Annotated in this window: 22 protein-coding genes; 19 read left to right on the forward strand and 3 right to left on the reverse strand. The window is 40.2% G+C overall.

The features are described 5' to 3' along the window. The first annotated feature begins 95 nt into the window (after positions 1-95). The 14 genes from CWS20_RS25215 to CWS20_RS25275 all read left to right on the forward strand — a co-directional run bounded on the left by CWS20_RS25215 (position 96) and on the right by CWS20_RS25275 (position 15,222). Positions 96-1,094 (forward strand): thiamine pyrophosphate-dependent dehydrogenase E1 component subunit alpha, encoded by a 999-nt coding sequence (locus CWS20_RS25215; RefSeq protein WP_066201022.1) that lies wholly within the window; start codon positions 96-98, stop codon positions 1,092-1,094. A 16-nt stretch (positions 1,095-1,110) separates the two neighbouring features. Continuing rightward, complete coding sequence (locus tag CWS20_RS25220; protein WP_066201019.1) at positions 1,111-2,094, forward strand: alpha-ketoacid dehydrogenase subunit beta; 984 nt, start codon at positions 1,111-1,113, stop codon at positions 2,092-2,094. A gap of 116 nt (positions 2,095-2,210) precedes the next feature. Next, positions 2,211-3,533: a dihydrolipoamide acetyltransferase family protein gene (locus CWS20_RS25225; protein WP_066201017.1), complete on the forward strand. Its 1,323-nt coding sequence runs from the start codon at positions 2,211-2,213 to the stop codon at positions 3,531-3,533. 110 nt (positions 3,534-3,643) lie between these two features. Further along, complete coding sequence (locus CWS20_RS28250) at positions 3,644-3,796, forward strand: hypothetical protein (RefSeq protein WP_158237038.1); 153 nt, start codon at positions 3,644-3,646, stop codon at positions 3,794-3,796. 228 nt (positions 3,797-4,024) lie between these two features. After that, complete coding sequence (locus CWS20_RS25230; protein ID WP_083957476.1) at positions 4,025-4,795, forward strand: nuclease-related domain-containing protein; 771 nt, start codon at positions 4,025-4,027, stop codon at positions 4,793-4,795. Between the two features lie 336 nt (positions 4,796-5,131). Further along, positions 5,132-6,955, forward strand: coding sequence for a methylmalonyl-CoA mutase subunit beta (locus CWS20_RS25235; RefSeq protein ID WP_066201012.1), 1,824 nt, complete (start codon positions 5,132-5,134; stop codon positions 6,953-6,955). After that, positions 6,955-9,114, forward strand: a complete 2,160-nt coding sequence (scpA, locus tag CWS20_RS25240) for a methylmalonyl-CoA mutase (RefSeq protein ID WP_066201008.1) — start codon at positions 6,955-6,957, stop codon at positions 9,112-9,114. Before CWS20_RS25235 ends, scpA begins: the two co-directional genes overlap by 1 nt. Further along, complete coding sequence (gene meaB / locus CWS20_RS25245) at positions 9,115-10,236, forward strand: methylmalonyl Co-A mutase-associated GTPase MeaB (RefSeq protein WP_066201005.1); 1,122 nt, start codon at positions 9,115-9,117, stop codon at positions 10,234-10,236. A 250-nt stretch (positions 10,237-10,486) separates the two neighbouring features. Next, positions 10,487-10,924, forward strand: coding sequence for a BrxA/BrxB family bacilliredoxin (locus CWS20_RS25250; protein ID WP_066201002.1), 438 nt, complete (start codon positions 10,487-10,489; stop codon positions 10,922-10,924). A gap of 247 nt (positions 10,925-11,171) precedes the next feature. Continuing rightward, entirely contained in the window at positions 11,172-11,957 is a 786-nt protein-coding gene (locus tag CWS20_RS25255; protein ID WP_066200999.1) for a transporter substrate-binding domain-containing protein, read from the forward strand. 133 nt (positions 11,958-12,090) lie between these two features. Then, positions 12,091-12,750, forward strand: a complete 660-nt coding sequence (locus CWS20_RS25260; protein WP_066201882.1) for an amino acid ABC transporter permease — start codon at positions 12,091-12,093, stop codon at positions 12,748-12,750. Further along, positions 12,743-13,465: an amino acid ABC transporter ATP-binding protein gene (locus CWS20_RS25265; protein WP_066200997.1), complete on the forward strand. Its 723-nt coding sequence runs from the start codon at positions 12,743-12,745 to the stop codon at positions 13,463-13,465. Before CWS20_RS25260 ends, CWS20_RS25265 begins: the two co-directional genes overlap by 8 nt. Before the next feature lie 220 nt (positions 13,466-13,685). After that, complete coding sequence (locus CWS20_RS25270) at positions 13,686-14,681, forward strand: aromatic acid exporter family protein (protein ID WP_066200995.1); 996 nt, start codon at positions 13,686-13,688, stop codon at positions 14,679-14,681. A 28-nt stretch (positions 14,682-14,709) separates the two neighbouring features. Continuing rightward, positions 14,710-15,222 (forward strand): L,D-transpeptidase, encoded by a 513-nt coding sequence (locus tag CWS20_RS25275; protein WP_066200992.1) that lies wholly within the window; start codon positions 14,710-14,712, stop codon positions 15,220-15,222. Between the two features lie 91 nt (positions 15,223-15,313). Here CWS20_RS25275 and prli42 read toward each other — a convergent pair whose 3' ends face one another. Beyond that, the gene (gene prli42 / locus CWS20_RS25280) at positions 15,314-15,406 is read right to left on the reverse strand and encodes a stressosome-associated protein Prli42 (RefSeq protein WP_101226426.1); all 93 of its coding nucleotides are present in this window, start codon (positions 15,404-15,406) and stop codon (positions 15,314-15,316) included. 168 nt (positions 15,407-15,574) lie between these two features. Here prli42 and mce point away from each other — a divergent pair, with 168 nt between their 5' ends. The 3 genes from mce to CWS20_RS25295 all read left to right on the forward strand — a co-directional run bounded on the left by mce (position 15,575) and on the right by CWS20_RS25295 (position 18,873). Further along, complete coding sequence (gene mce, locus CWS20_RS25285) at positions 15,575-15,988, forward strand: methylmalonyl-CoA epimerase (protein ID WP_241504265.1); 414 nt, start codon at positions 15,575-15,577, stop codon at positions 15,986-15,988. Positions 15,989-15,990: 2 nt separating this feature from the next. Next, on the forward strand, positions 15,991-17,541 hold the full coding sequence (locus tag CWS20_RS25290) for an acyl-CoA carboxylase subunit beta (RefSeq protein WP_066200985.1): 1,551 nt from the start codon (positions 15,991-15,993) through the stop codon (positions 17,539-17,541). Positions 17,542-17,754: 213 nt separating this feature from the next. Further along, complete coding sequence (locus tag CWS20_RS25295) at positions 17,755-18,873, forward strand: tripeptidase T (RefSeq protein WP_066200982.1); 1,119 nt, start codon at positions 17,755-17,757, stop codon at positions 18,871-18,873. Between the two features lie 600 nt (positions 18,874-19,473). Here the strand turns inward: CWS20_RS25295 and CWS20_RS28255 are convergent. After that, positions 19,474-19,641, reverse strand: coding sequence for a hypothetical protein (locus CWS20_RS28255; RefSeq protein ID WP_157090558.1), 168 nt, complete (start codon positions 19,639-19,641; stop codon positions 19,474-19,476). A gap of 270 nt (positions 19,642-19,911) precedes the next feature. Between CWS20_RS28255 and CWS20_RS25300 the strand changes: the two genes are divergently transcribed. Then, positions 19,912-20,397, forward strand: a complete 486-nt coding sequence (locus CWS20_RS25300) for a chemotaxis protein CheW (RefSeq protein WP_066200980.1) — start codon at positions 19,912-19,914, stop codon at positions 20,395-20,397. Between the two features lie 55 nt (positions 20,398-20,452). Beyond that, entirely contained in the window at positions 20,453-21,730 is a 1,278-nt protein-coding gene (locus tag CWS20_RS25305; protein ID WP_066200977.1) for a DNA polymerase IV, read from the forward strand. Positions 21,731-21,918: 188 nt separating this feature from the next. On the opposite strand, the gene CWS20_RS25310 is transcribed toward CWS20_RS25305, so the two are convergent. Further along, positions 21,919-22,392 carry a MarR family winged helix-turn-helix transcriptional regulator gene (locus tag CWS20_RS25310; RefSeq protein WP_066200974.1) on the reverse strand — a complete coding sequence of 158 codons (474 nt, stop codon included), beginning with the start codon at positions 22,390-22,392 and terminating at the stop codon, positions 21,919-21,921. Positions 22,393-22,425 lie beyond the last annotated feature (33 nt).

A 22,425-nucleotide genomic window follows, 5' to 3' on the forward strand; every position in this document is an offset into this window, starting at 1 on the left:
TTGTTAATAAATGCTTAGAGTATTTGGTTAAAACCTTGTGTACAGAATAAAAGAGCGTAATAAAGCTCTTCTATATATTTTTAGGAGGTTTTGAAATGGGTAAAGGTAAAAATCGTCATAAAGCTTTAGGTTTAAGTGATGAGAAAGTATTGGAAATGTATGAAACAATGCTTTTAGCGCGCCGTATTGATGAGCGTATGTGGCTTCTAAACCGTGCAGGTAAAATTCCTTTTGTTATTTCTTGTCAAGGGCAAGAAGCAGCTCAAGTAGGTGCTGCATTTGCATTAGATCGTGAAAAGGACTATGCACTGCCATACTATCGTGATATGGGTGTTGTCTTAGCATTTGGAATGACAGCGAAGGAATTAATGCTTTCTGCATTTGCAAAAGCTGAAGACCCTAACTCAGGCGGACGTCAAATGCCAGGACACTTTGGTCAAAAATCAAACCGCATCGTTACAGGTTCATCACCAGTAACAACGCAAGTGCCTCATGCAGTAGGGATTGCTTTAGCGGGTAAAATGGAAGGCAAAGACTTATGTACTTTTGTAACATTCGGTGAAGGTTCTTCTAACCAAGGTGACTTCCACGAAGGTGCAAACTTCGCAGGTGTTCATAAACTTCCAGTTATCTTCATGTGTGAAAATAACAAATATGCGATTTCTGTACCAATTGAAAAACAATTAGCATGTGAAAATGTATCTGATCGTGCGATTGGCTACGGTATGCCGGGTGTGACTGTTGATGGTAATGATCCACTTGAAGTGTACAAAGTAGTTAAAGAAGCGGCTGACCGCGGACGTAAAGGTGAAGGCCCATCTCTAATTGAAACAGTTTCTTACCGTTTAACTCCACACTCTTCAGATGATGATGACCGCAGCTACCGTGATCGCGAAGAAGTTGCAGCAGCAAAAGAAAAAGATTCAATCATCACATTTGCTGTTTATCTTAAAGAGCTTGGTTTATTAACTGATGAGAAAGAAAAAGAAATGAACGATCGCATCATGAAAATCGTTAACGAAGCAACTGATTTTGCTGAAAATGCACCATATGCAGATCCAGAACATGCAATGAAATATGTATATGCAGAATAAGTAAGGGGGAACAAACATGGCAGTAATTTCTTATATTGACGCAATCACAATGGCGATGCGCGAAGAAATGGAAAGAGATCCAAAGGTATTTGTACTAGGAGAAGACGTAGGTCGTAAAGGTGGCGTATTCAGAGCAACTAACGGCTTATACGAACAATTTGGAGAAGACCGTGTTCTTGATACACCGCTTGCAGAATCTGCAATTGCAGGTGTAGGAATCGGTGCGGCAATGTACGGTTTGCGTCCAATTGCAGAAATGCAATTTGCAGATTTCATCATGCCTGCAGTAAACCAAATCATCTCTGAGGCAGCGAAAATTCGCTACCGTTCTAACAACGACTGGACGGCACCAATGGTTATCCGTGCTCCTTACGGCGGTGGCGTTCACGGTGCATTATACCACTCTCAATCAGTTGAAGCGGTATTTGCTAACCAGCCAGGACTAAAAATCGTAATGCCTTCGACTCCATACGATGCAAAAGGCTTACTAAAAGCAGCGATTCGTGATGACGATCCTGTAATGTTCTTTGAGCACAAACGTGCATATCGCTTAATCAAAGGCGAAGTGCCTACTGATGATTATGTACTTCCAATTGGAAAAGCGGACGTGAAACGTGAAGGTGAAGATATCACTGTTATCACTTACGGTCTATGTGTTCACTTCGCTCTACAAGCAGCAGAGAAATTAGCAAAAGACGGAATCTCAGCTCATATCCTTGATTTGAGAACTGTTTATCCGTTAGATAAAGAAGCAATCATTGAAGCTGCTTCAAAAACTGGTAAAGTTCTTCTTTTAACTGAAGATAATAAAGAAGGAAGCATCATGGGTGAAGTTGGTTCTATCATCGCTGAAAACTGCCTATTTGATCTTGATGCGCCAATCATGCGCCTTGCTGGTCCTGATGTACCTGCAATGCCATATGCTCCAACAATGGAGAAATTCTTCATGGTCAATCCGGATAAAGTTGAAAAAGCAATGAGAGAGCTTGCTGAATATTAATTAAACTGATTAACATATATGCGGGTGTAGCCATCATATGGCTCCCCGCCAATGATTAAAGAGAGAACAGAAAGACTTGCTATAAAGCAGTCAAACGTAATAAGGAGGTTTACCCATTGGCTATTGAACAAATTAAAATGCCTCAATTAGGTGAAAGTGTAACAGAAGGTACAATTAGTAAATGGTTAGTATCTGTAGGTGACAAAGTTAATAAATATGATCCACTTGCAGAAGTAATGACAGATAAAGTAAACGCTGAGGTACCATCATCTTTTGATGGCGTAATTAAAGAACTTATCGCTGAAGAAGAAGGAACTTACGAGGTAGGCGAAGTCATCTTAACAATTGAAACTGAAGGCGGCGGAAGCGCAGACAGTGCACCAGCAGAATCTGCTGAGCCTGCTAAAGAAGAAGCACCTGCAGCGGACAACCAAGCGGCAGCAGCTGCACCAGCTCCAAACGCTGATGCACCAAGAGGCCGTTATTCTCCAGCAGTTCTTAAGCTTTCTCAAGAACACGGCATCGACTTGAACCAAGTAACTGGTACTGGTGCTGGCGGAAGAATCACTCGTAAAGACCTTAACAAAATCATCGAATCAGGAAACATCCCAACTGCAGCTTCAGCTCCTAAAGCAGAAGCACCAAAAGCAGCAGAAGCTCCTAAGCAAGAAGCGCCTAAAGCAGCCGCTCCTTCTAAGCCAGCTAAATCTGCAGCAACAAATGTACCAGTTGTTCCTGGCGACGAAGAAATCCCAGTAACAGGCGTACGTAAAGCAATCGCAGCAAATATGCTTAAAAGTAAGCATGAAGCGCCGCATGCTTGGACAATGATGGAAATTGACGTAACAAACCTTGTTGAATACCGTAATTCAATTAAAGGCGAGTTCAAGAAGAAAGAAGGCTTCAACCTTACATTCTTCGCTTTCTTTGTAAAAGCAGTTGCTCAAGCGCTTAAAGAATATCCACAAATCAACTCTATGTGGGCTGGAGACAAAATCGTTCGCAAGAAAGATATTAACTTAAATATCGCTGTTGCAACTGATGACGCGCTTTACACTCCAGTAATCAAAAACGCTGACGAAAAAACAATCAAAGGTATCGCTCGTGAAATCGGTGAACTAGCTGGTAAAGTACGCGCAGGAAAATTAACTGGCGCTGAAATGTCTGGTGGAACATTCACTGTAAACAATACGGGTTCATTCGGATCTGTTCAGTCTATGGGTATCATCAACCACCCTCAAGCTGCTATCCTGCAAGTTGAATCAATTGTTAAACGCCCAGTAGTTATGGACAACGGCATGATCGCTGTTCGTGACATGGTTAACCTTTGTATGTCTCTAGACCACCGCGTACTAGACGGACTTGTTTGCGGACAATTCCTACAACGCGTGAAGGAAATCCTAGAAAACACTTCTAAAGAAAATACTTCTGTATACTAATACAGAATTGTCGAAGCACCGCGTATAATGCGCGGTGTTTTTTTTTGTGGAATAAATCAGAGGTGTAAAATGAGTGTCAACTGACGCAAAATCAGCGAGGCGCAAAAAGAGTGCGAGCTGACGCAAAAAGGGTGCCAACTGACGCAAAAAAGAGAGAAGCGGCGCAAAAAGAGTGCGAACTTACGCAAAAAAACAGCGAGGCGCAAAAAGAATACGAACTGACGCAAAAAAGAGAAAAGCGACGCAAAAAGAGTGCGAACTGACGCAAAAAAACAGCGAGGCGCAAAAAGAATGCGAACTGACGCAAAAAAGAGAAAAGCGACGCAAAAGAAGTGCGAACTGACGCAAAAAAGAGAAATGAGACGCAAAAAGAATGCGAACTGACGCAAAAAAGAAACGGCGCCAAAAAAAATGCGCGCTCACCTAAAAAACACTTGGTAATTAGCTGATTTATTGCTATAATATAGCAAAAATAAAATGAGGAGGAAAATATGATCCACAAACCTCGAAAAAAGTCTCTCATGCTACTTAAACATGAATCGCTTGAAGCACGTCTCCCATCTTCCCATCCTAAAATTCCACAAATTACTTCCAATTTGAAAAAGTTGTCCCCAGGCTATAATGGCGAGAAATCGGTTGACTATTATTTAAGCTTTCTCGATTTTGAAGACTATCATATTTTTCACGATATACGCCTCCCGTTTCAAAATCATTACTTCCAAATCGATATAATCATCCTTACAAGCTATTTTATTCTTTTGCTAGAAATCAAAAACATCGCAGGCACTTTATATTTTGATCCTATTTTCAAGCAATTCATACGAAATAAAGATGGTATAGATACTGGTTTTCCTAATCCGCTTCTTCAAATGAAACTGCATAAAATACAGCTTCAAAGATGGTTAAATCACCATATAAATACCCCGATTTATACCTACCTTGTCATAAGCAATCCGCAAACGATTGTTCGAACATCAAAGGATAACGAAACGCTTAATCAAGCAGTCATCCATGCCAACTACCTTTTAGAAAAGATCGAGCAAATACGAAGAACGGACCCCGTCTTACCAGAATCCTCATTGCACAAGATATCAAAAAATCTCCTCGCTGAACATAAGGAATTAAACTATCCCATACTTGAAAAATATCATATTTCCCAAAATGAGCTGATTAGAGGGATAATTTTGCTGCCGCTGCAGTTTTTGTCCGGTTCAGAGAGTATATGGTACTTGGTATTGCCCAAGCTGCTCCTTCAGCAATGAAAATCTTCATCAATCTGCACTCAATGATTATTATCTATTAATTAATGAAAGAGCGATGAATAGACAAATTAGACAATTTTTACAGGTGAATTCTAGAACAGTCGTGCATCGGCTGTTAAAGGAGATGGAATATCCTTTAGTTGGTTTCAAGAAAAGTGCCTTCTATCAACTGTGCTATTCAGAAGTCAATTAATACTCGCCCCGCCTTACATATTGCGTGTTTTCCCTATGTATAATACAATTAATATAAGTTTAATTTTGAATTTTATTAATTTTACAAAGGGACTACGGATTAGGTGAGGGGAGGGAATCTGTCTATTAGTAGACAGCGACTTTATGACGTTAAATCAGATGATGAATGAAACGTTTAAGCAGCAAAGCGGACATGATTGGAAGAATAAAGCCGAAGAAACGTTAAAGGGAAAGTCGATTGACATATTATCAAGAGATACATATGAAAACATTAAATTGAAACCGCTTTACACGAAAGAGGATTTGCCGCAGTCAAGTATTTCACAAAACCCGGGCAGCGCCGATTTCAGAAGGGGGTTTAATGAGCTTGGCTATGTTGAAGACGATTGGAAGGTTGCGCAAAAGCTTACTGGCGGAGATCCTAAAATTTTGCGTGAGAAGCTTCTTTTATCTCTGGAAAAAGGACAGACAGCGCTTTCTTTTCACTTAGATGAACTTAGACCGGCAGAGCTTGCAAAAATTGTAGATGGCCTGCATGATTATCCACTTAGTCTGCATACCGATCAATCATTAAAGGAAATTTTTGATGTGATTGAGGATGCGAACTTTACAGGCTATATTGCAAAGGACCCGATTGCAGTATCAGCAAAAACGGGTGTGGCTGTAGATGAAGAATGGCTAGCAGCTATTACTGAAGCGGATAAAAAATTTCCAAAACTGAAAACGATTTTAGTAGACGCATCCGTTTATCATAATGGGGGTGCAAATGCGGTACAGGAATTAGCTATTTCGGTGGCTACAGGGGTCAATCATATTGAGCGCTTGCTCAACGACAAGGGCATGAACATTGAAACAATCCTTGATAAAATGGTTTTTAATTTTTCAATCGGCGCTAATTTCTTTATCGAAATTGCTAAGCTCCGCGCGGCAAGACTACTTTGGAATAAAGTAGCTGAAGCATATGGAATAGAAGAAAGCAATAGAAAAATGACGATTGCAGCAGAGACATCTCAATATACTAAGACGGTGTATGATCCATATGTCAATATGCTAAGAGCAGGCAATGAAGCATTTGCTGCTGTATTGGGCGGTATCCAATACTTGCATGTCTCCCCATATAACGCTCCTGAAGGAGAAGCATCCAATTTTTCAGATCGAGTGGCAAGAAATACACAGCTGATTTTAAGAGAAGAAGCGCATTTGAAAAAAATAGTCGATCCTGCTGGCGGATCTTATTATATAGAAAGCATTACGAATCAACTGGCAGAAAAAGCATGGAATTTATTCCTGCAGATTGATGAAAAAGGCGGAATGGTCGAGGTATTGAAGTCTGGCTGGATACAGGGCCAAATTGCAGATACTCGTCAAAAACGCGAAATTGACAGCTATTCAAGAAAACAAAGCATAATCGGTACAAATATTTATGCGAACTTGCAGGATAAACCATTAGAGAAAAAGGCACAATCAAATGTGAAGGCGGCAAACACAGCGTTTGAAGTCATTCCGCAATTGCGTTTATCAGAAGCATTTGAGAATTTGCGGCACAAGTCAGAAGCATTGCGGGAAAGAGGGCATAAAGTTGAAGCCGGACTGCTTTGTCTCGGTGAATTAAAAGCTCATAAGGCAAGAATGGACTTTGTTACAGGCTTCCTTGCACCAGGCGGTATCAACACGGCTAAAAGCGAAGGAGTTAGCGGATACGAAGAAGCTACTAGCTTTATTAAGGAAACTAATGTGAAACATTATTTTATTTGTGGATCAAATGAGCAGTATGACGACACAACCATTGGACTCGTAAAGTCCATCAAACAGGATCATCCGGAAGTAAAGCTGTATCTTGCCGGTCTTCCCGCAAAAGAAGAGCAAGTGAAGTGGGAACAGGCAGGCATTTCTGCTTTTATTCATATGAGAAGCAATTGTTACGAGACTCTTCTCTCCATACTAGCTGACTTGGAGGTAGAAAAATAATGGCAAGCAAACCTGATTTTTCAAAAGTGGTATTATTTGATGACCGCTCAAACGTGCAGGCTGAGGAAGCGAGCCAGCTCTCGTTTGAGACCAATGAGCAAATAGACGTTAAGCCACTGTATACAAATAAAGATTTGGAAGGAATGGAGCATTTAGATGATAAACCAGGTCTAGCTCCGTTTACGAGAGGTCCGTATCCTACCATGTATGTGAATCGTCCTTGGACAGTTCGGCAATACGCTGGTTTTTCAACTGCAGAGGAGAGCAATGCTTTTTATAGACGAAATCTGGCAATGGGGCAAAAAGGGCTTTCGGTTGCGTTTGATCTTGCCACTCATAGAGGCTATGATTCCGATCATCCACGTGTTGTTGGCGATGTTGGAAAAGCAGGAGTAGCGATTGATTCAATCTTAGATATGAAAACATTATTCGATGGCATTCCATTGGATCAAATGTCTGTTTCAATGACGATGAACGGTGCGGTGCTGCCGATTATGGCTTTTTATATCGTTACTGCAGAAGAGCAGGGCGTCACCCAGGAAAAGCTGTCTGGTACCATTCAAAACGATATTTTAAAAGAATATATGGTGCGTAATACGTATATTTACCCGCCTGAAATGTCAATGAAGATTATCGCGGATATATTTGAATACACTTCCAAATATATGCCAAAGTTCAACAGCATTAGTATTTCTGGCTATCATATGCAGGAAGCTGGAGCACCGGCCGATATCGAGCTTGCCTATACGTTAGCAGACGGCTTGGAATATGTAAGAACAGGCTTAAAAGCGGGAATTGACATTGATTCATTTGCGCCGCGTTTGTCATTTTTCTGGGCTATCGGCATGAATTACTTCATGGAAGTTGCGAAGATGCGTGCTGCCAGATTGATATGGGCAAAAATGATGAAAACATTCGATCCAAAAAACCCGAAAACAATGGCGTTGCGGACACATTCGCAAACCTCAGGCTGGAGCTTGACTGAACAGGATCCTTTCAATAATGTAACGAGAACATTAATAGAAGCGCACGCTGCTGCTATGGGACATACACAATCGCTGCATACAAATGCACTAGATGAGGCGATTGCACTTCCAACAGATTTCTCAGCGAGAATCGCAAGGAATACACAGCTGTTTTTACAAGAGGAGTCCGGTGTGACAAATGTAATCGATCCATGGGGCGGTTCTTATTATGTGGAATCTTTGACAAATAAACTAGTTGAAAGAGCATGGACTCATATTGAAGAAATAGAAGAGCTTGGCGGAATGGCAAAAGCAATTGAAACAGGCTTGCCAAAAATGAGAATTGAAGAAGCAGCTGCAAGAAGACAGGCGCAAATCGATTCAGGTAAAGAAACAATTATCGGTGTGAATAAATATCGTTTGGAACAGGAAGAACCAATCGAAATATTGGATATCGATAATACGGCCGTCCGAATAAAACAAATTAAAAAGCTGGAACAATTAAGAGCTGCGCGTGATGAAGATAAAGTGAAAGCAGCATTAATAGCTATTACAGCAGCAGCCGAAAAAGGAGAAGGCAATCTGCTTGAACTTGCTGTTCAAGCGGCACGTGTCAGAGCAACGCTTGGGGAGATTTCTGATGCGATTGAAATCGTTGCTAAACGTCATAAAGCAATGATTCGTTCAATTAGTGGAGTATACAGCGCTGCGTTTTCTAATGAAGAAGAAATTAATGAAGTGAAAGCAATGACAGATGAATTTTTAGAAAATGAAGGCAGAAGACCTCGTATTCTCATTGCTAAAATGGGTCAGGATGGGCATGACAGAGGTGCAAAAGTAATCTCTACTGCTTTTGCTGATTTAGGCTTTGATGTGGATATCGGACCGTTATTCCAAACACCGGAAGAAACGGCGATACAGGCAGTGGAAAACGATGTCCATGTAGTAGGCTTCAGTTCTCTGGCAGCGGGACATAAAACCCTTCTGCCGCAGCTAATCGAAGAGCTGAAAAAGCTGGGAAGAGAAGATATTCTTGTTGTCATCGGCGGAGTCATCCCAGCGCAGGATTATAGTTTCCTTACAGAAAATGGGGCAGCTGCAATCTTTGGGCCAGGAACAGTTATCCCCGTAGCAGCGCAAAAGGTAGTGCGTGAAATTTATAGCAAATTAGGATATGAGGAAGTGGCTAAATAAATGGCCTCCTTTAAAAAACCTGAATGGCATCAAAATGAACGAAATAGTAATGATTTTACTACTTCTGTTGTGAGCGGTGTTCATTCAGAGCCTTATGTTCCTAAAGTCAATAAAGGACGCTTTCAAAAGAAGGAGAGGCAAGGCCCAAATATTGAGGAACTGGAAAAGGAGCTGCTCCAAGGGAATCGCAGTGCATTAGCGCGCTCAATCACATTAATAGAGAGCAATGCCGAGCATCATTTTAGGCCAGCACAGGAGCTATTGCAAAATCTGCTCTCTTATTCCGGCAATTCGATAAGAATTGGAATTACAGGTGTACCTGGTGCAGGAAAAAGCACTTTTATCGAAGCGTTTGGGACGTATCTTTGCGACGATTTAGGCTTAAATGTTGCTGTACTGGCTGTCGATCCAAGTTCAAGCTTGAGCGGAGGCAGCATTCTTGGCGATAAAACAAGAATGGAACAGCTTTCTAGAAATCCTAAAGCATTTATTCGTCCCTCCCCTTCATCAGGAAAACTTGGCGGTGTCCATCGTAAAACGAGAGAAACAATGGTGCTTTGTGAAGCGGCTGGCTTTGATGTTATTTTAGTTGAAACCGTCGGTGTCGGACAAAGCGAAGTCATTGTTCGAGATATGGTTGATTTCTTTATGCTGCTCGTATTAACAGGAGCCGGAGATGAACTGCAAGGGATGAAAAAAGGAATTATGGAATTAACAGATACTGTGATTGTGAATAAAGCAGATGGCGCAAATAAGCGGGCTGCTTTAAAGACAAAGGCAGAGTATGATAAAATCCTCCACTTCCTGCAGCCGGCAACAAAGGGATGGGTTTCAAGAGCCTACACCTGTTCCTCTGTAAATAATGAGGGCATTGATCATATATGGAACGTCATTGAAGAATTCTCTGATGTGACTAAAAAATCAGGAGTATTTGAACATAGAAGAAGAGAACAGACGAAGGAATGGATATATTCAATGATTATCGACCAATTGCAGTTTAGTTTTTTTGGGCAGCCTGAAATAAAAGAATTGCTGCCTAAAGTAGAAAATGATGTGATTGCCGGCAATCGAACGGTTACTTCAGCTGTAGAGCAACTTTTTAGCATTTATTCGAAGCAATAAAAAAGATAAGCTGCCCAATATTGGGCAGCTTATTGTCTATTATAATAGCCTGTTTGTCTAAGCAGGCACACCCAGGGGGAGAGGGTTATATTTAAATAATACCCAAACCTTCATAACTTAAACGCTCAAAAAAAAGTTTTCTTCACTGTAAAAATTGATTTCTAATTGGTATGATAGAAGCATACGTATTTTACAACAAAGGCGTAACTGTTATAGGATGAATTCCTATGAAATAAAAGGAGGAATAAACATGAATATGGATTTTAACCTGTTTATGAACGATGTTGTTCAGCAAGCACGAAAAGAAATCGTATCTGCAGGATATACAGAACTAACAACAGCGGAAGATGTAAAAGAAGCATTAGCGAAAAAAGGTACAACATTAGTGATGGTCAACTCAGTATGCGGCTGTGCTGGAGGAATTGCCCGTCCTGCGGCAGCTCATTCGCTGCATTATGATAAGCGTCCTGATCATTTAGTAACAGTTTTTGCAGGTCAGGATAAGGAAGCAACAGCAGAAGCTCGTTCCTTCTTTACAGGATATCCACCATCCTCTCCTTCCTTTGCATTACTAAAAGATGGAGAGATTATCACAATGGTTGAACGCCATGACATTGAAGGTCATGAGCCGATGGCTGTCGTACAAAAGCTTCAGCAATCATTTGAAGAGCATTGCGAAGAAATTTAATAGATTAGACCGAAAGTCATGTTAAAGAAGTCTCCAATTTTTTTGGAGACTTTTTTTTGATATTTACATAAGTTTCCTATATAATTAGTATTATTTGAAAAATCAAACGTTTTTGTCGATTTAAATTATGTAAATATAATATTGCATAATCAATGAAATGTGTTAAAATACAACTAGATGAATAAATATTAATCAACGAAATAGAGAAAATAATTTTAATAATATAAGATTTTTAGGAGGAGAAGGTATGAAAAAGAAGTGGTTCTCTTTAGCAGCAGTATTTGTTCTGCTTGCAGGTTTTCTTGCTGCATGTGGGACAAGCGATAGTGCAAACGGTTCAGGTGAAGGGGAAGAAGGCAAGAAAAAATTAATTATGGGTACTTCAGCGGACTATCCGCCGTTTGAATATATTGATACAGCAAAAAGCGATGAAATCATAGGCGTTGATATTGATATTGCTAAAGCTGTAACTGAGAAGCTTGGCTACGAATTTGAAGTAAGAGATATGGATTTCGGCGGATTAATTCAAGCGCTTCAATCTGGACAGGTTGACTTTGTTTTATCAGCAATGTCAGCAACTGAAGATAGAAAGAAAAATGTTGATTTCAGTGAAATCTATTATACTTCTAAACATATGATTGTTTCTAAAAAAGGCAGCGACATTACATCATTAGAGGACCTTGAAGGAAAAACTGTCGGTGTTCAGCTTGGATCAATTCAGGAAACAAAGGCGAAAGATTTAACGGAAGAAGTGGATATGAAAGTAGAAAACCGCAATCGTATCCCTGAACTAATCCAGGAAATTAAGGCTGGCCGTTTTGATGCAGCCATCATTGAAGATACTGTCGCACAAGGCTTCTTTGAAAAAGATAAAGAGCTTGAAGGCTTTACAGTTGAAGATGCTGACGGCGGATATGCGATTGCATTGCCGAAGGACAGTGAGTTAACGGAGGAATTCAATAAGGCCCTTCAAGAAATGATTGACAACGGCGAGCTGGACGAAATCATAACTAAATGGTTCTCCGGCGAGTAAATATAATGACAGGCGTTCAGAAGAATTTTCTTCTGGACGTCTTTTCCCTTAATCAATTCATTAACTATTACGGGCATTCCCGATTCAAAGAGTTAAGGGAGATAAAAATAATTTTGAGAGGAATTGCATGACAATGAACTTAGATTTTACTTCGGTCCTCCCTTCTCTGCCCTTCATATTAAAAGGTATTGGTGTAACGCTGCAAATTGTATGTCTGGCAGGTATATTAGGGTTTTTGCTTGGTGTCATTTTATCCTTATGTAAGATTAGCTCGATAAAGGTGCTAAACTGGCTTGCAGATGCTTATACTTCCATCTTCCGTGGAACACCTTTAATACTACAATTAATGATTATTTATTTTGGTTCGCCACAGATTTTTGGCTATCAAATTGAACCGATAGTAGCTGCAGTAGCAGCATTTGCGCTAAATTCTGCTGCCTACATCTCAGAAATAATCCGCGCTGGGATATTAGCGGTAGATAAGGGACAAAAAGAAGCAGCAATGGCACTCGGTGTTCCATATCGTCCAACTATGTTAAATATTATCCTCCCTCAGGCGATGAAAAATATTTTGCCAGCATTAATGAATGAATTCATCACATTGACGAAGGAATCAGCATTAGTGACTACAATCGGTGTAATGGATGTGATGCGCAGAGCTTACCAAGTAGGAGCCGATCAATTTAAATTTTTTGAACCGCTGCTTTTAGCCGGTATTATTTATTACATCATGGTAACGGTACTAACATTATTAGGTAAAGTGATCGAAAGGAGGTTGAGAACAAGTGATTAAAATTAGCAATCTCCACAAATCATTTGGAAGCAATGAAGTGTTAAAGGGAATAACAACGACAATTAATGACGGAGAAGTAGTGGCCATCATCGGTCCATCAGGTTCAGGAAAGTCCACTTTCCTTCGCTGCATTAATAAGCTTGAAGAACCAACGAGCGGTCACATCCTCATTAATGAACACGATATTACAAATAAAAAAACAGATATTATGAAGGTAAGGCAAAATGTAGGAATGGTGTTTCAGCATTTCCACTTATTTCCGCATAAGACAGTGATGGAAAACTTGACTTACGCCCCTATGAAAGTAAAAGGCCTTTCAAAGCAGGAAGCAGAAAAAGTTGGCATGGACCTGTTGGAAAAGGTTGGACTGGCTGTGAAAGCAAATGAGTATCCGAATAAATTATCAGGTGGCCAAAAACAGCGTGTGGCAATCGCACGTGCACTTGCAATGGAGCCGGAAGTCATGCTGTTTGATGAACCAACTTCCGCCCTCGACCCTGAGATGGTAAAGGAAGTGCTGGATGTAATGAAAAATTTGGCGCATACAGGCATGACAATGGCTATCGTGACGCATGAGATGGGATTTGCGCGTGAAGTAGCTGATCGTGTGCTGTTTTTAGATGGAGGCGTACTTGTCGAGGATGCACCGCCAAAACAATTTTTTACCGAGCCAAAATCGATGCGTGCGAAAGATTTCTTGCAAAAAATGCTCTAAAAGAGATATCCTATTAAAGATGATCATACAATTGATCATCTTTTCTTTATTTTTCCTGAAAAAATATGAAAGCAATCCCCATATTTTTTATCATATTGTCGAAACCTTTATAAGACTCTATGGAGGTTAAAAGAGAAGGATTTGAAAGCACTGAATTTTTTTCGATATAAAATCAGAATACAAATATGCACGAATATAGACATTCATGAGGAGCAAATGCATGAAATTTAGAATTGGCTACCGTACAGTAAAAACAGCATTAGGTGCTTCGATCGCTATAATGATTGCACAGATGGCTGGATTGGATAATTATGTTTCAGCAGGAATACTAACGATTCTATGTGTGAAAGTGACGAAAAAAGATTCATTAAGAGCATCGTGGGACCGAATATTTGCCTGTATCCTTGCGCTTATTATCGCTTCGTTGCTTTTTGAGTTGCTCGCCTACCACCCGCTAATTATTGGCCTAGTGCTGCTGCTATTTATTCCAACAGCAGTTATGCTTAAAGCGAGCGATGGCATTGTAACGAGCGCTGTTATCATCATTCATATTTATGCAGCGGAGCAAGTAACTGCAGAACTGATTGTCAATGAATTAGGCATCATTCTTATTGGGGTGGGCGTAGCATTACTTGCCAATCTTTACATGCCTAGTCTGGATATAAAGCTGAAGGAATATCAAGTGGAGATCGAACAGAACTTTAAAAGAATGTTTGATGAAATCGTTATTTATTTGCGCACAAATGAAAGCAATTGGGATGGGCGTGAAATTACTGAAACGTATACATTAATCGAAGAAGCGAAAGCATTGGCTTTTAGAGAAGTGGAAAATCATGTATTGCGAAATGAAAGCTTATATTACAGCTACTTCAAAATGAGAGAAAAACAATTTGAAATCATTGAGCACGTTCTTCCTATTGTGACATCCATTGATCAATATGTTGAGCAGGCTGAGACAATTGCTGACTTTATTGAAGAGCTGTCAGAAAATATTCACCCGGGAAATACTGCCAGTATTTTCATTAATAAATTACATGATATGAGGGCTGAGTTTGCTAAAATGGAGCTGCCAAAAACTCGTGAGGAGTTTGAAGCGCGTGCAGACCTCCTTTATTTCACAAAGGAAATGGAAGAATATTTAATTATAAAAAGCAAATTTGCTGGCCTTAAGGGCAGCCGCAAAATGAATCAAACAAAGGCAGCTGGAGAACAATAAAAGTAAAAAACAAGAGAGGTGTGATTTTTTGCTTCAACTTGTTTATTCACTTTTCATTGCATTTACCCTATCACCGCTATGGCCGCTTGGACAAAATCCTCTACCTGGAGATCCGTTTATTATCGTCAATAAAACAAGTAATGAGGTTGCCTTTATTGATGATAATCAAGTGCAAACGGTTCTGCCGGCTGCGACAGGAAAAGAAGAGAAACTGACGCCTGAGGGACTGTTTACTTTCACAGTGAAAGCGAAGGAGCCTTATTATCGCAAAAAAGAAATAAAAGGCGGCGATCCTGCAAATCCGTTAGGCACTCGCTGGCTCGGATTTGATGCATTAAATACAGATGGAAGAATCTACGGGATTCACGGCACAAATAACCCTGAATCAATTGGCAAATATGTATCAAATGGCTGCATTAGGCTGCAAAATGCAGCGGTTGAATCGCTGTTTGACAAGGTGCCGATTGGCTCAAAAATATTAATCACGTCAACCGAAAAGAGCTTTGAACAATTGGGCAAGGACTACGGCGCAATAAAGTAAAAATGGTGACAGATAAAATAAAAAGGACAGCTCAGCATTCTCTATCGAGAAGAGTGCTGAGCTGTCCTTTTTTTCATACGAGCCAAATATATTAGAACAGCATCGTTAATCCCATGAGTAAAGTAGATGCGAGCATGACAAAAATCATTAAATAGACAACAATTTTAATTGCTTTTTTTGACAAATGATTTCACCCTTTCTATGAAAAACTCTTCACTCTATTTTACTAGGAAAAATAAAAATGAACAACCGCTCGCAATTAGATTAAGGACATTCGACAGATTAAGAGATTATTATTATAATTAAATATAGTCAGAAAATATGCGATTTTTTGCAAGTTTAAAGGGGGAGAATCATGATAAAGAAAATTGATCATATTGGCATTGCGGTAAAATCCTTGGATGAGGCCTTACCCTTTTACACGGACATCTTACAGCTTCCTTTACTAGGCATTGAAGAAGTGAAAAGCGAAGGAATCAAGGTCGCTTTTTTAAAGGCTGGCGAAACAAAACTTGAACTGCTCGAGCCGCAAAATGATGAAAGCGCTGTAGCAAAGTTCATTGAGAAACGCGGGGAAGGCCTTCATCATGTAGCACTAGGTGTCGATTCTATCCAAGCTCGCATTGATGACATGAAAATGCACGGCATTAGAATGATTCAAGATGAACCCAAAATTGGAGCTGGTGGGGCACATGTTGCCTTTATGCATCCAAAATCTACTGGAAGTGTCTTATATGAACTTTGTGAAAAGAAAGGAATGAAGTAAATATGGCAGACATCTATGAGAAAATTAATGAACTTTATGACCGCCGCAGGGAAGTCGAGCTTGGCGGAGGAGATGAAAGAATCGAAAAGCAGCATGAGAAGGGAAAGCTGACTGCGAGAGAGCGGATTGATTTGCTAGTTGATCCAGGCAGCTTTGTAGAGTTGAACCCTTTTATCGAACACCGCAGCACAGATTTTGGTCTAGAACAGCAAAAGGGTCCTGGTGACGGAGTCGTAACAGGATACGGGAAAGTAAATGGCCGTCCAATTTTCTTGTTTTCACAGGATTTTACAGTATTCGGCGGAGCGCTCGGTGAGATGCATGCGAAGAAAATAGTGAATGTTATGGATTTAGCGGCTGAAAACGGTGCGCCATTTATCGGGCTCAATGATTCTGGCGGAGCAAGAATCCAGGAAGGCGTTGTTTCTTTAGATGGCTATGGCCATATTTTTTATCGCAACTCGATTTATTCAGGTGTTATTCCGCAAATCTCAGTCATCATGGGCCCTTGTGCCGGCGGTGCCGTATATTCTCCTGCAATCACTGATTTTGTTTTTATGGTAGAAAAAACGAGCCAAATGTTTATTACAGGGCCGAAGGTTATCGAAACGGTAACAGGCGAAAAGATTACAGCTGAAGATTTAGGCGGAGCGAAAGTACATAATACAATTAGCGGGAATGCCCATTTTAAAGGAGAAACAGAAGAAGAAGTCATTGCACAAGTGCGTCATCTGTTAAGCTATTTGCCGCAAAATAATGAAGAGAAGCCGCCGATAGCCGATGTGGACGAAAACGATGACTATCGTCCAGACTTAACTGATATTATTCCATTTGATGCGATTCGGCCTTATGATGTCCGCAAAGTAATCGATCAAGTAGTCGATCAAGATTCATTTATGGAAGTCCAGCCTGATTTTGCTAAAAATATCGTCGTCGGTCTTGCGCGCGTGAAAGGGGAATCAGTCGGACTCGTTTGCAACCAGCCTAAAGTAATGGCGGGGGGCCTTGATATTGATTCTTCGGATAAAGCCGCCAGATTTATCCGCTTCTGTGATTCATTTAATATCCCTTTAATCACGTTTGAGGACGTAACTGGTTTCTTCCCTGGAATTAAACAAGAGCATGGCGGGATTATTCGCCACGGCGCAAAGATTCTCTACGCTTATTCAGAAGCAACAGTCCCTAAGCTGACTGTTATATTACGAAAGGCATTTGGTGGAGCTTATGTGGCATTAAACAGTAAGTCAATTGGAGCGGATTTAGTGTTTGCATGGCCGAATGCAGAAGTCGCTGTCATGGGTCCACAAGGTGCTGCCAATATCATTTTTGCTAAAGAAATTGCTGGCAGTGAAGACCCAGAGGCAACAAGAGCACAAAAAATAGAGGAATACCGTGAAAAGTTTGCTAATCCATACGTAGCCGCAAGCAGAGGAATGGTGGATGATGTGATTGATCCGCGCGAAACAAGAATTAAAATCATCCAAGCACTAGAAATGCTAAGAAATAAAAAGGAATCTCGTCCTTATAAAAAACATGGAAATATTCCTTTATAAAGTGTAAGAGTGAGCGCTGACTCAAAGTTGATCGATTATGCATATACGGGGCAGCTACAACAACTGTTTTAAGGCAACGGGATTTTCCCGTGAATCTGCCGTGAAAATCTCATTTGCTGATAAAAACGCTTAGGAGTATACTTATATTGATAAGCGGATATCTAGTAACTGATATGTTTCAAGATTTTCCATAAAGTTGGGGGTTTATAATTAATGATTAACGAGGAAAGATTATTAAACGAATTTCTAGAGCTTGTACAAATTGATTCGGAAACAAAATTTGAAACACAAATTGCAAAGGTGTTAAAGAAGAAATTTCGTGATCTAGGTGTAGAAGTGTATGAGGACGATACAACTGCAGTGACTGGACATGGTGCAGGCAACTTAATTTGCACCCTTCAAGCAACAAAAGAAGGTGTCGACCCGATCTACTTCACTTCACATATGGATACAGTTGTGCCAGGCAACGGCGTAAAACCGTCAATTAAAGATGGATATGTTGTTACAGATGGCACAACGATATTAGGGGCAGATGATAAAACTGGACTGGCGGTTATGCTTGAAATCGTGAAGGTTTTAAAAGAGCAAAACATCGCTCACGGCACAATCCAGTTTGTGATAACGGTAGGTGAAGAATCTGGTTTACTTGGTGCAAAAGCATTGGATCCTTCATTAATGAAAGCTAAATTCGGCTATGCGCTTGATAGTGATGGAAAAGTTGGCAATATTATCGTTGCTGCACCTACACAAGCAAAAGTGAGAGCGACAATTATTGGAAAAACTGCCCATGCTGGTGTTGCACCTGAAAAAGGAATTTCTGCGATTACGATGGCATCAAAAGCGATTTCCAGAATGCCATTAGGGCGTATTGATGAAGAAACGACTGCGAATATTGGCCGTTTCGAAGGCGGTAAGCAAACGAATATCGTTTGCGATCATGTTGATGTGCTGGCGGAAGCTCGTTCACTTATTACAGAAAAAATGGAAGCACAAGTGGCAAAAATGAAAGACGCTTTTGAAAGTGCTGCTGAAGAAATGGGCGGCCGTGCAGAAGTTGAGATTGAAGTGATGTATCCTGGCTTTAAATTTGGCGAAGGTGACCATGTGGTGGAAATTGCAAAGAAAGCTGCAGCAAAAATCGGCAGACCTTCAGAGTTGCTTCATAGCGGCGGCGGGAGCGATGCGAACGTCATCGCCGGATTTGATATCCCAACAGTAAACTTAGCTGTAGGATATGAAGAAATTCACACAACAAATGAGCGCATGCCAATCGAAGAGCTGAATAAGCTTGCAGAAATGGTTATTGCAATCATTGAAGAAGTGGCTGAATAATTAATAACACTATGAGGCAGCCTTGAAAGGCTGCCTCAAAATTTTGAGATAAGCTGGACTCCCTGCGGTAATAGTGAGGCACTAAAGGTCAAGAGCGTGATGCAATTGTGCACTGGGTCCGGTTTGTACTGGACTCCGTTCTTTAATTTGTTATGATATAGTTGCTTAACTTTTCTTCAAACTACTCTACATTTTCAAATGCTCTTAAATATAGCCATTTTGAAAGAGTTTTCTAGTGACACTCATTCCGCGATTTTAAGTTTAAATGGACTCAAATTGAGTACAGTGAACTAAAAAACGGTCATAGATTGAGAAACTGGAACCGACATGGGGCGGAGGTAGGCAAAAAGTGGTCATAGTTTGTATAACTGGAACCGAAATGAGTGCAGTCCAGCCAAAAACGGTCATAGATTGCATAACTGGAACCGAAATAGGTTGCAGTCCAGTCAAAAACGGTCATAGATTGCATAACTGGAACCAAAATAGGTTGCAGTCCAGTCAAAAACGGTCATAGATTGTATAACTGGAACCGAAATAGAGTGCAGCCAAGCCAAAAATGGTCATGATAGAGAAACTGGAATCAAAATAGGGTGCAGTCATTCAAAAACGGTCATAGATTGCATAACTGGAACCGAAATAGAGTACAGCCAAGCCAATAATGGTCATAGATAGAGAAACTGGAACCGAAATAAAGTACAGCCAAGCCCCAAAATATTCTTTCGATATAACCGTCCCCAATAATAGAATAAATATGTTCGTCCTTTTCATAGAAAACTCCAATCATTTGATTTTCCAATAATTAGAACTGGATTCAGCTACAAAACGGCTCGACGCTCGAACCGTTTAGTTAGCTCGTGAAATCCCAAACCGTTCATTTTTATTTAAAATGAGTATCTCTGCAGGTTTAAGGAAGTTTTGAGAGGCGCTCCTATCACTATAAAAAGTATAGGTATAAATACCTATTTAGTATTCTAGTTGATTAAGTGAAACTATGATATATTTCTACTATAAGCGAACGTTTTGAAAGGGGATTTTTACATGAAGGAAAGCGGTAAATATATTGTTTTTCGTGTTAATAATGAAGAGTATGCGATAGACATCGACAGAGTGATTGCGATTGAAAGAGTTGAGAATATTTCACCTGTTCCGCATCTGCCAAGCTATGTGAAAGGAATTACCTTATCGCGCGGCCATCTTGTACCTGTTCTTGATATTAAAGATATCTTTTATCATCAATCACTTGCGATAGAAGATGAGGTACGTACTTTAGTTTTACAAGGAGAAGGCTTTGAATACGGCTTGCTTGTCGCGGATACGAAGGAAATCATTGAAATTTCCTCTAATCAAATTGAGAAAATAGATCTATTAGCCCACTTTGAATTATCGTATATGGCTGGGGTAGCAAATCTGAATGCGAGATTAATTACAGTCATTGATACTGCTGCGTTCATTCGCACACTTGAGGGGATGGAAGAAATAGACTCATACATAAATGAATTAAAACAAGAGCAGCAGGCAACTTAAACTATTTTTATTTGGTATAATAACGGTAAACAACAAACAGGGAAGTGTGCTTTGTATGAAGCAAATGTATCCTAAAAATGGCAGAGTGATTTTGCATGTTGATATGAATAGTTTCTATGCTTCTGTAGAAATGGCTTATGATCCTTCATTAAGGGGAAAGCCGCTTGCTATCGCCGGCAATCCCGAGGAAAGAAGGGGAATCATCGTTACTTGCAGCTATGAAGCTAGAAAATTTGGGGTAAAAACCACAATGCCATTATGGGAAGCAAAAAAGCTTTGTCCCCAGCTAATCATTATGCGGCCAAACTTTGAGCGATATAGGGCTGCATCAATAGGAATGTTTGAAATTCTTGGGAATTATTCTGATCTTGTTGAACCTGTCTCAATTGATGAGGGCTATATGGATATAACGAATAGCTATGCTCATGGGTCGCCGATAGAAATTGCAGAAATGATTCAAAGAAGAGTAATCGAGCAGCTTGACCTGCCATGCAGCATCGGTGTAGCACCAAATAAATTTTTAGCGAAAATGGCCTCTGATATGAAAAAGCCAATGGGCATTACCATATTGAGGAAGCGAGATGTGCCAGCTATATTGTGGCCGCTGGATGTAGAAGAAATGCATGGAGTAGGCAAAAAGACAGGTGAAAAGCTGAGAAGCTTAAACATAAAAACAATTGGCGAGCTCGCCAAAGCGAATGATATGACACTTAAAATGGCACTTGGCATTAACGGGAAGCGCTTGAAGGATAAAGCAAATGGCGAAGATAACCGTCCAGTTGATCCGGAGGCAGCGGAAGAGTTTAAAAGCGTCGGCAACTCTACGACATTGCCGCGGGATATTAGCAACCAAAAAGAGCTTCATAAAGTATTGAAAGAGTTAGCAGAGAAGGTCTCCATCCGGCTAAAAAGAAAAAAAGTTCTCGCAACAGGCGTAAGTATTACCATTCGTTACAAAGATCGCAAAACAATTACACGCAGCAAAAAAATAAACAATCCGATACAAGCCACTGAGGAAATTTTCACCGTCAGCAAGCAGTTGTTCCAAAAGCATTGGAATGGAAATTCAGTCCGGCTGCTCGGTGTAACAGGAACCGATTTAGTTGAACAGGGCCATGCTGTAAAGCAGTTAAACCTATTCAATTTCGAAAAGGAAGCAAAGAAGGAGCCGCTTTATCATACGCTGGAAAAATTAAGAGAAAAATACGGCAGTAAAATCATCGAAAACGCGGCCGCGCTTTCCGACATCCAAAAGAAACAGGCAAACATTGGCACAAGCACAAGCTTTAACAAGGACTTCCTGCAAATAAATAGAAACAACGACAAGGAATAGAGTAAGCGCTTGATAACCGTCATGTGCTTACTCTATTTTTATCTGGATTTTCAAATAAAAGCTATGCTTGACCAATGAAATTCCGATATTGCCCAACGTAGAATGAAGGCAGTATTGATCTGTTTCAGGAAAGAAAAACCTTACTACAAATGGAATATAGTAAGGTTCATCCGTCAGGGCTTTAATTTTCAACTTTCCGATTCATCACATGAATCAGGGATTTTTTTATCTTTAATTAATTGTAAAAGAAGCTCGTAAAACTGATTGCGTTGTTCTACAGAGAGATTCTCTAAAACGTTGTCTGCTACTTTATTTTGATAAGAGAGTATTTCCTCAAGATGGGCTTGAGCGAGCTCAGTAAGTTGAATCAGTATAGCTCTTCGATCGGTAGGATCAGGAATACGAATAAGAAGTTTTTCGTGCTCAAGAGCATCTACAAAATCGGTAACTGTACGTGCTTTTACACCTAATTTAGCAGCCAGCTCATTCATCCTGATTTTACCGTTTTCAGCAACAACTGATAGAACGCGTAATCTAGGGCCCGTTATTTGAAAGGGTGTATTAAAAGCTGTCAACTGTGATTGAAATTCTCTTTGAATGTAATTGCTGGATCTCATTAAAATATGAATAATGTCTATCGCAAGTGGGTTGTTTGAGTCCATTATTTTAAATACCTCCTTGACATATACCTATAA

The organism is Cytobacillus horneckiae (assembly GCF_002835735.1).
Classification (GTDB): domain Bacteria; phylum Bacillota; class Bacilli; order Bacillales; family Cytobacillaceae; genus Cytobacillus; species Cytobacillus horneckiae.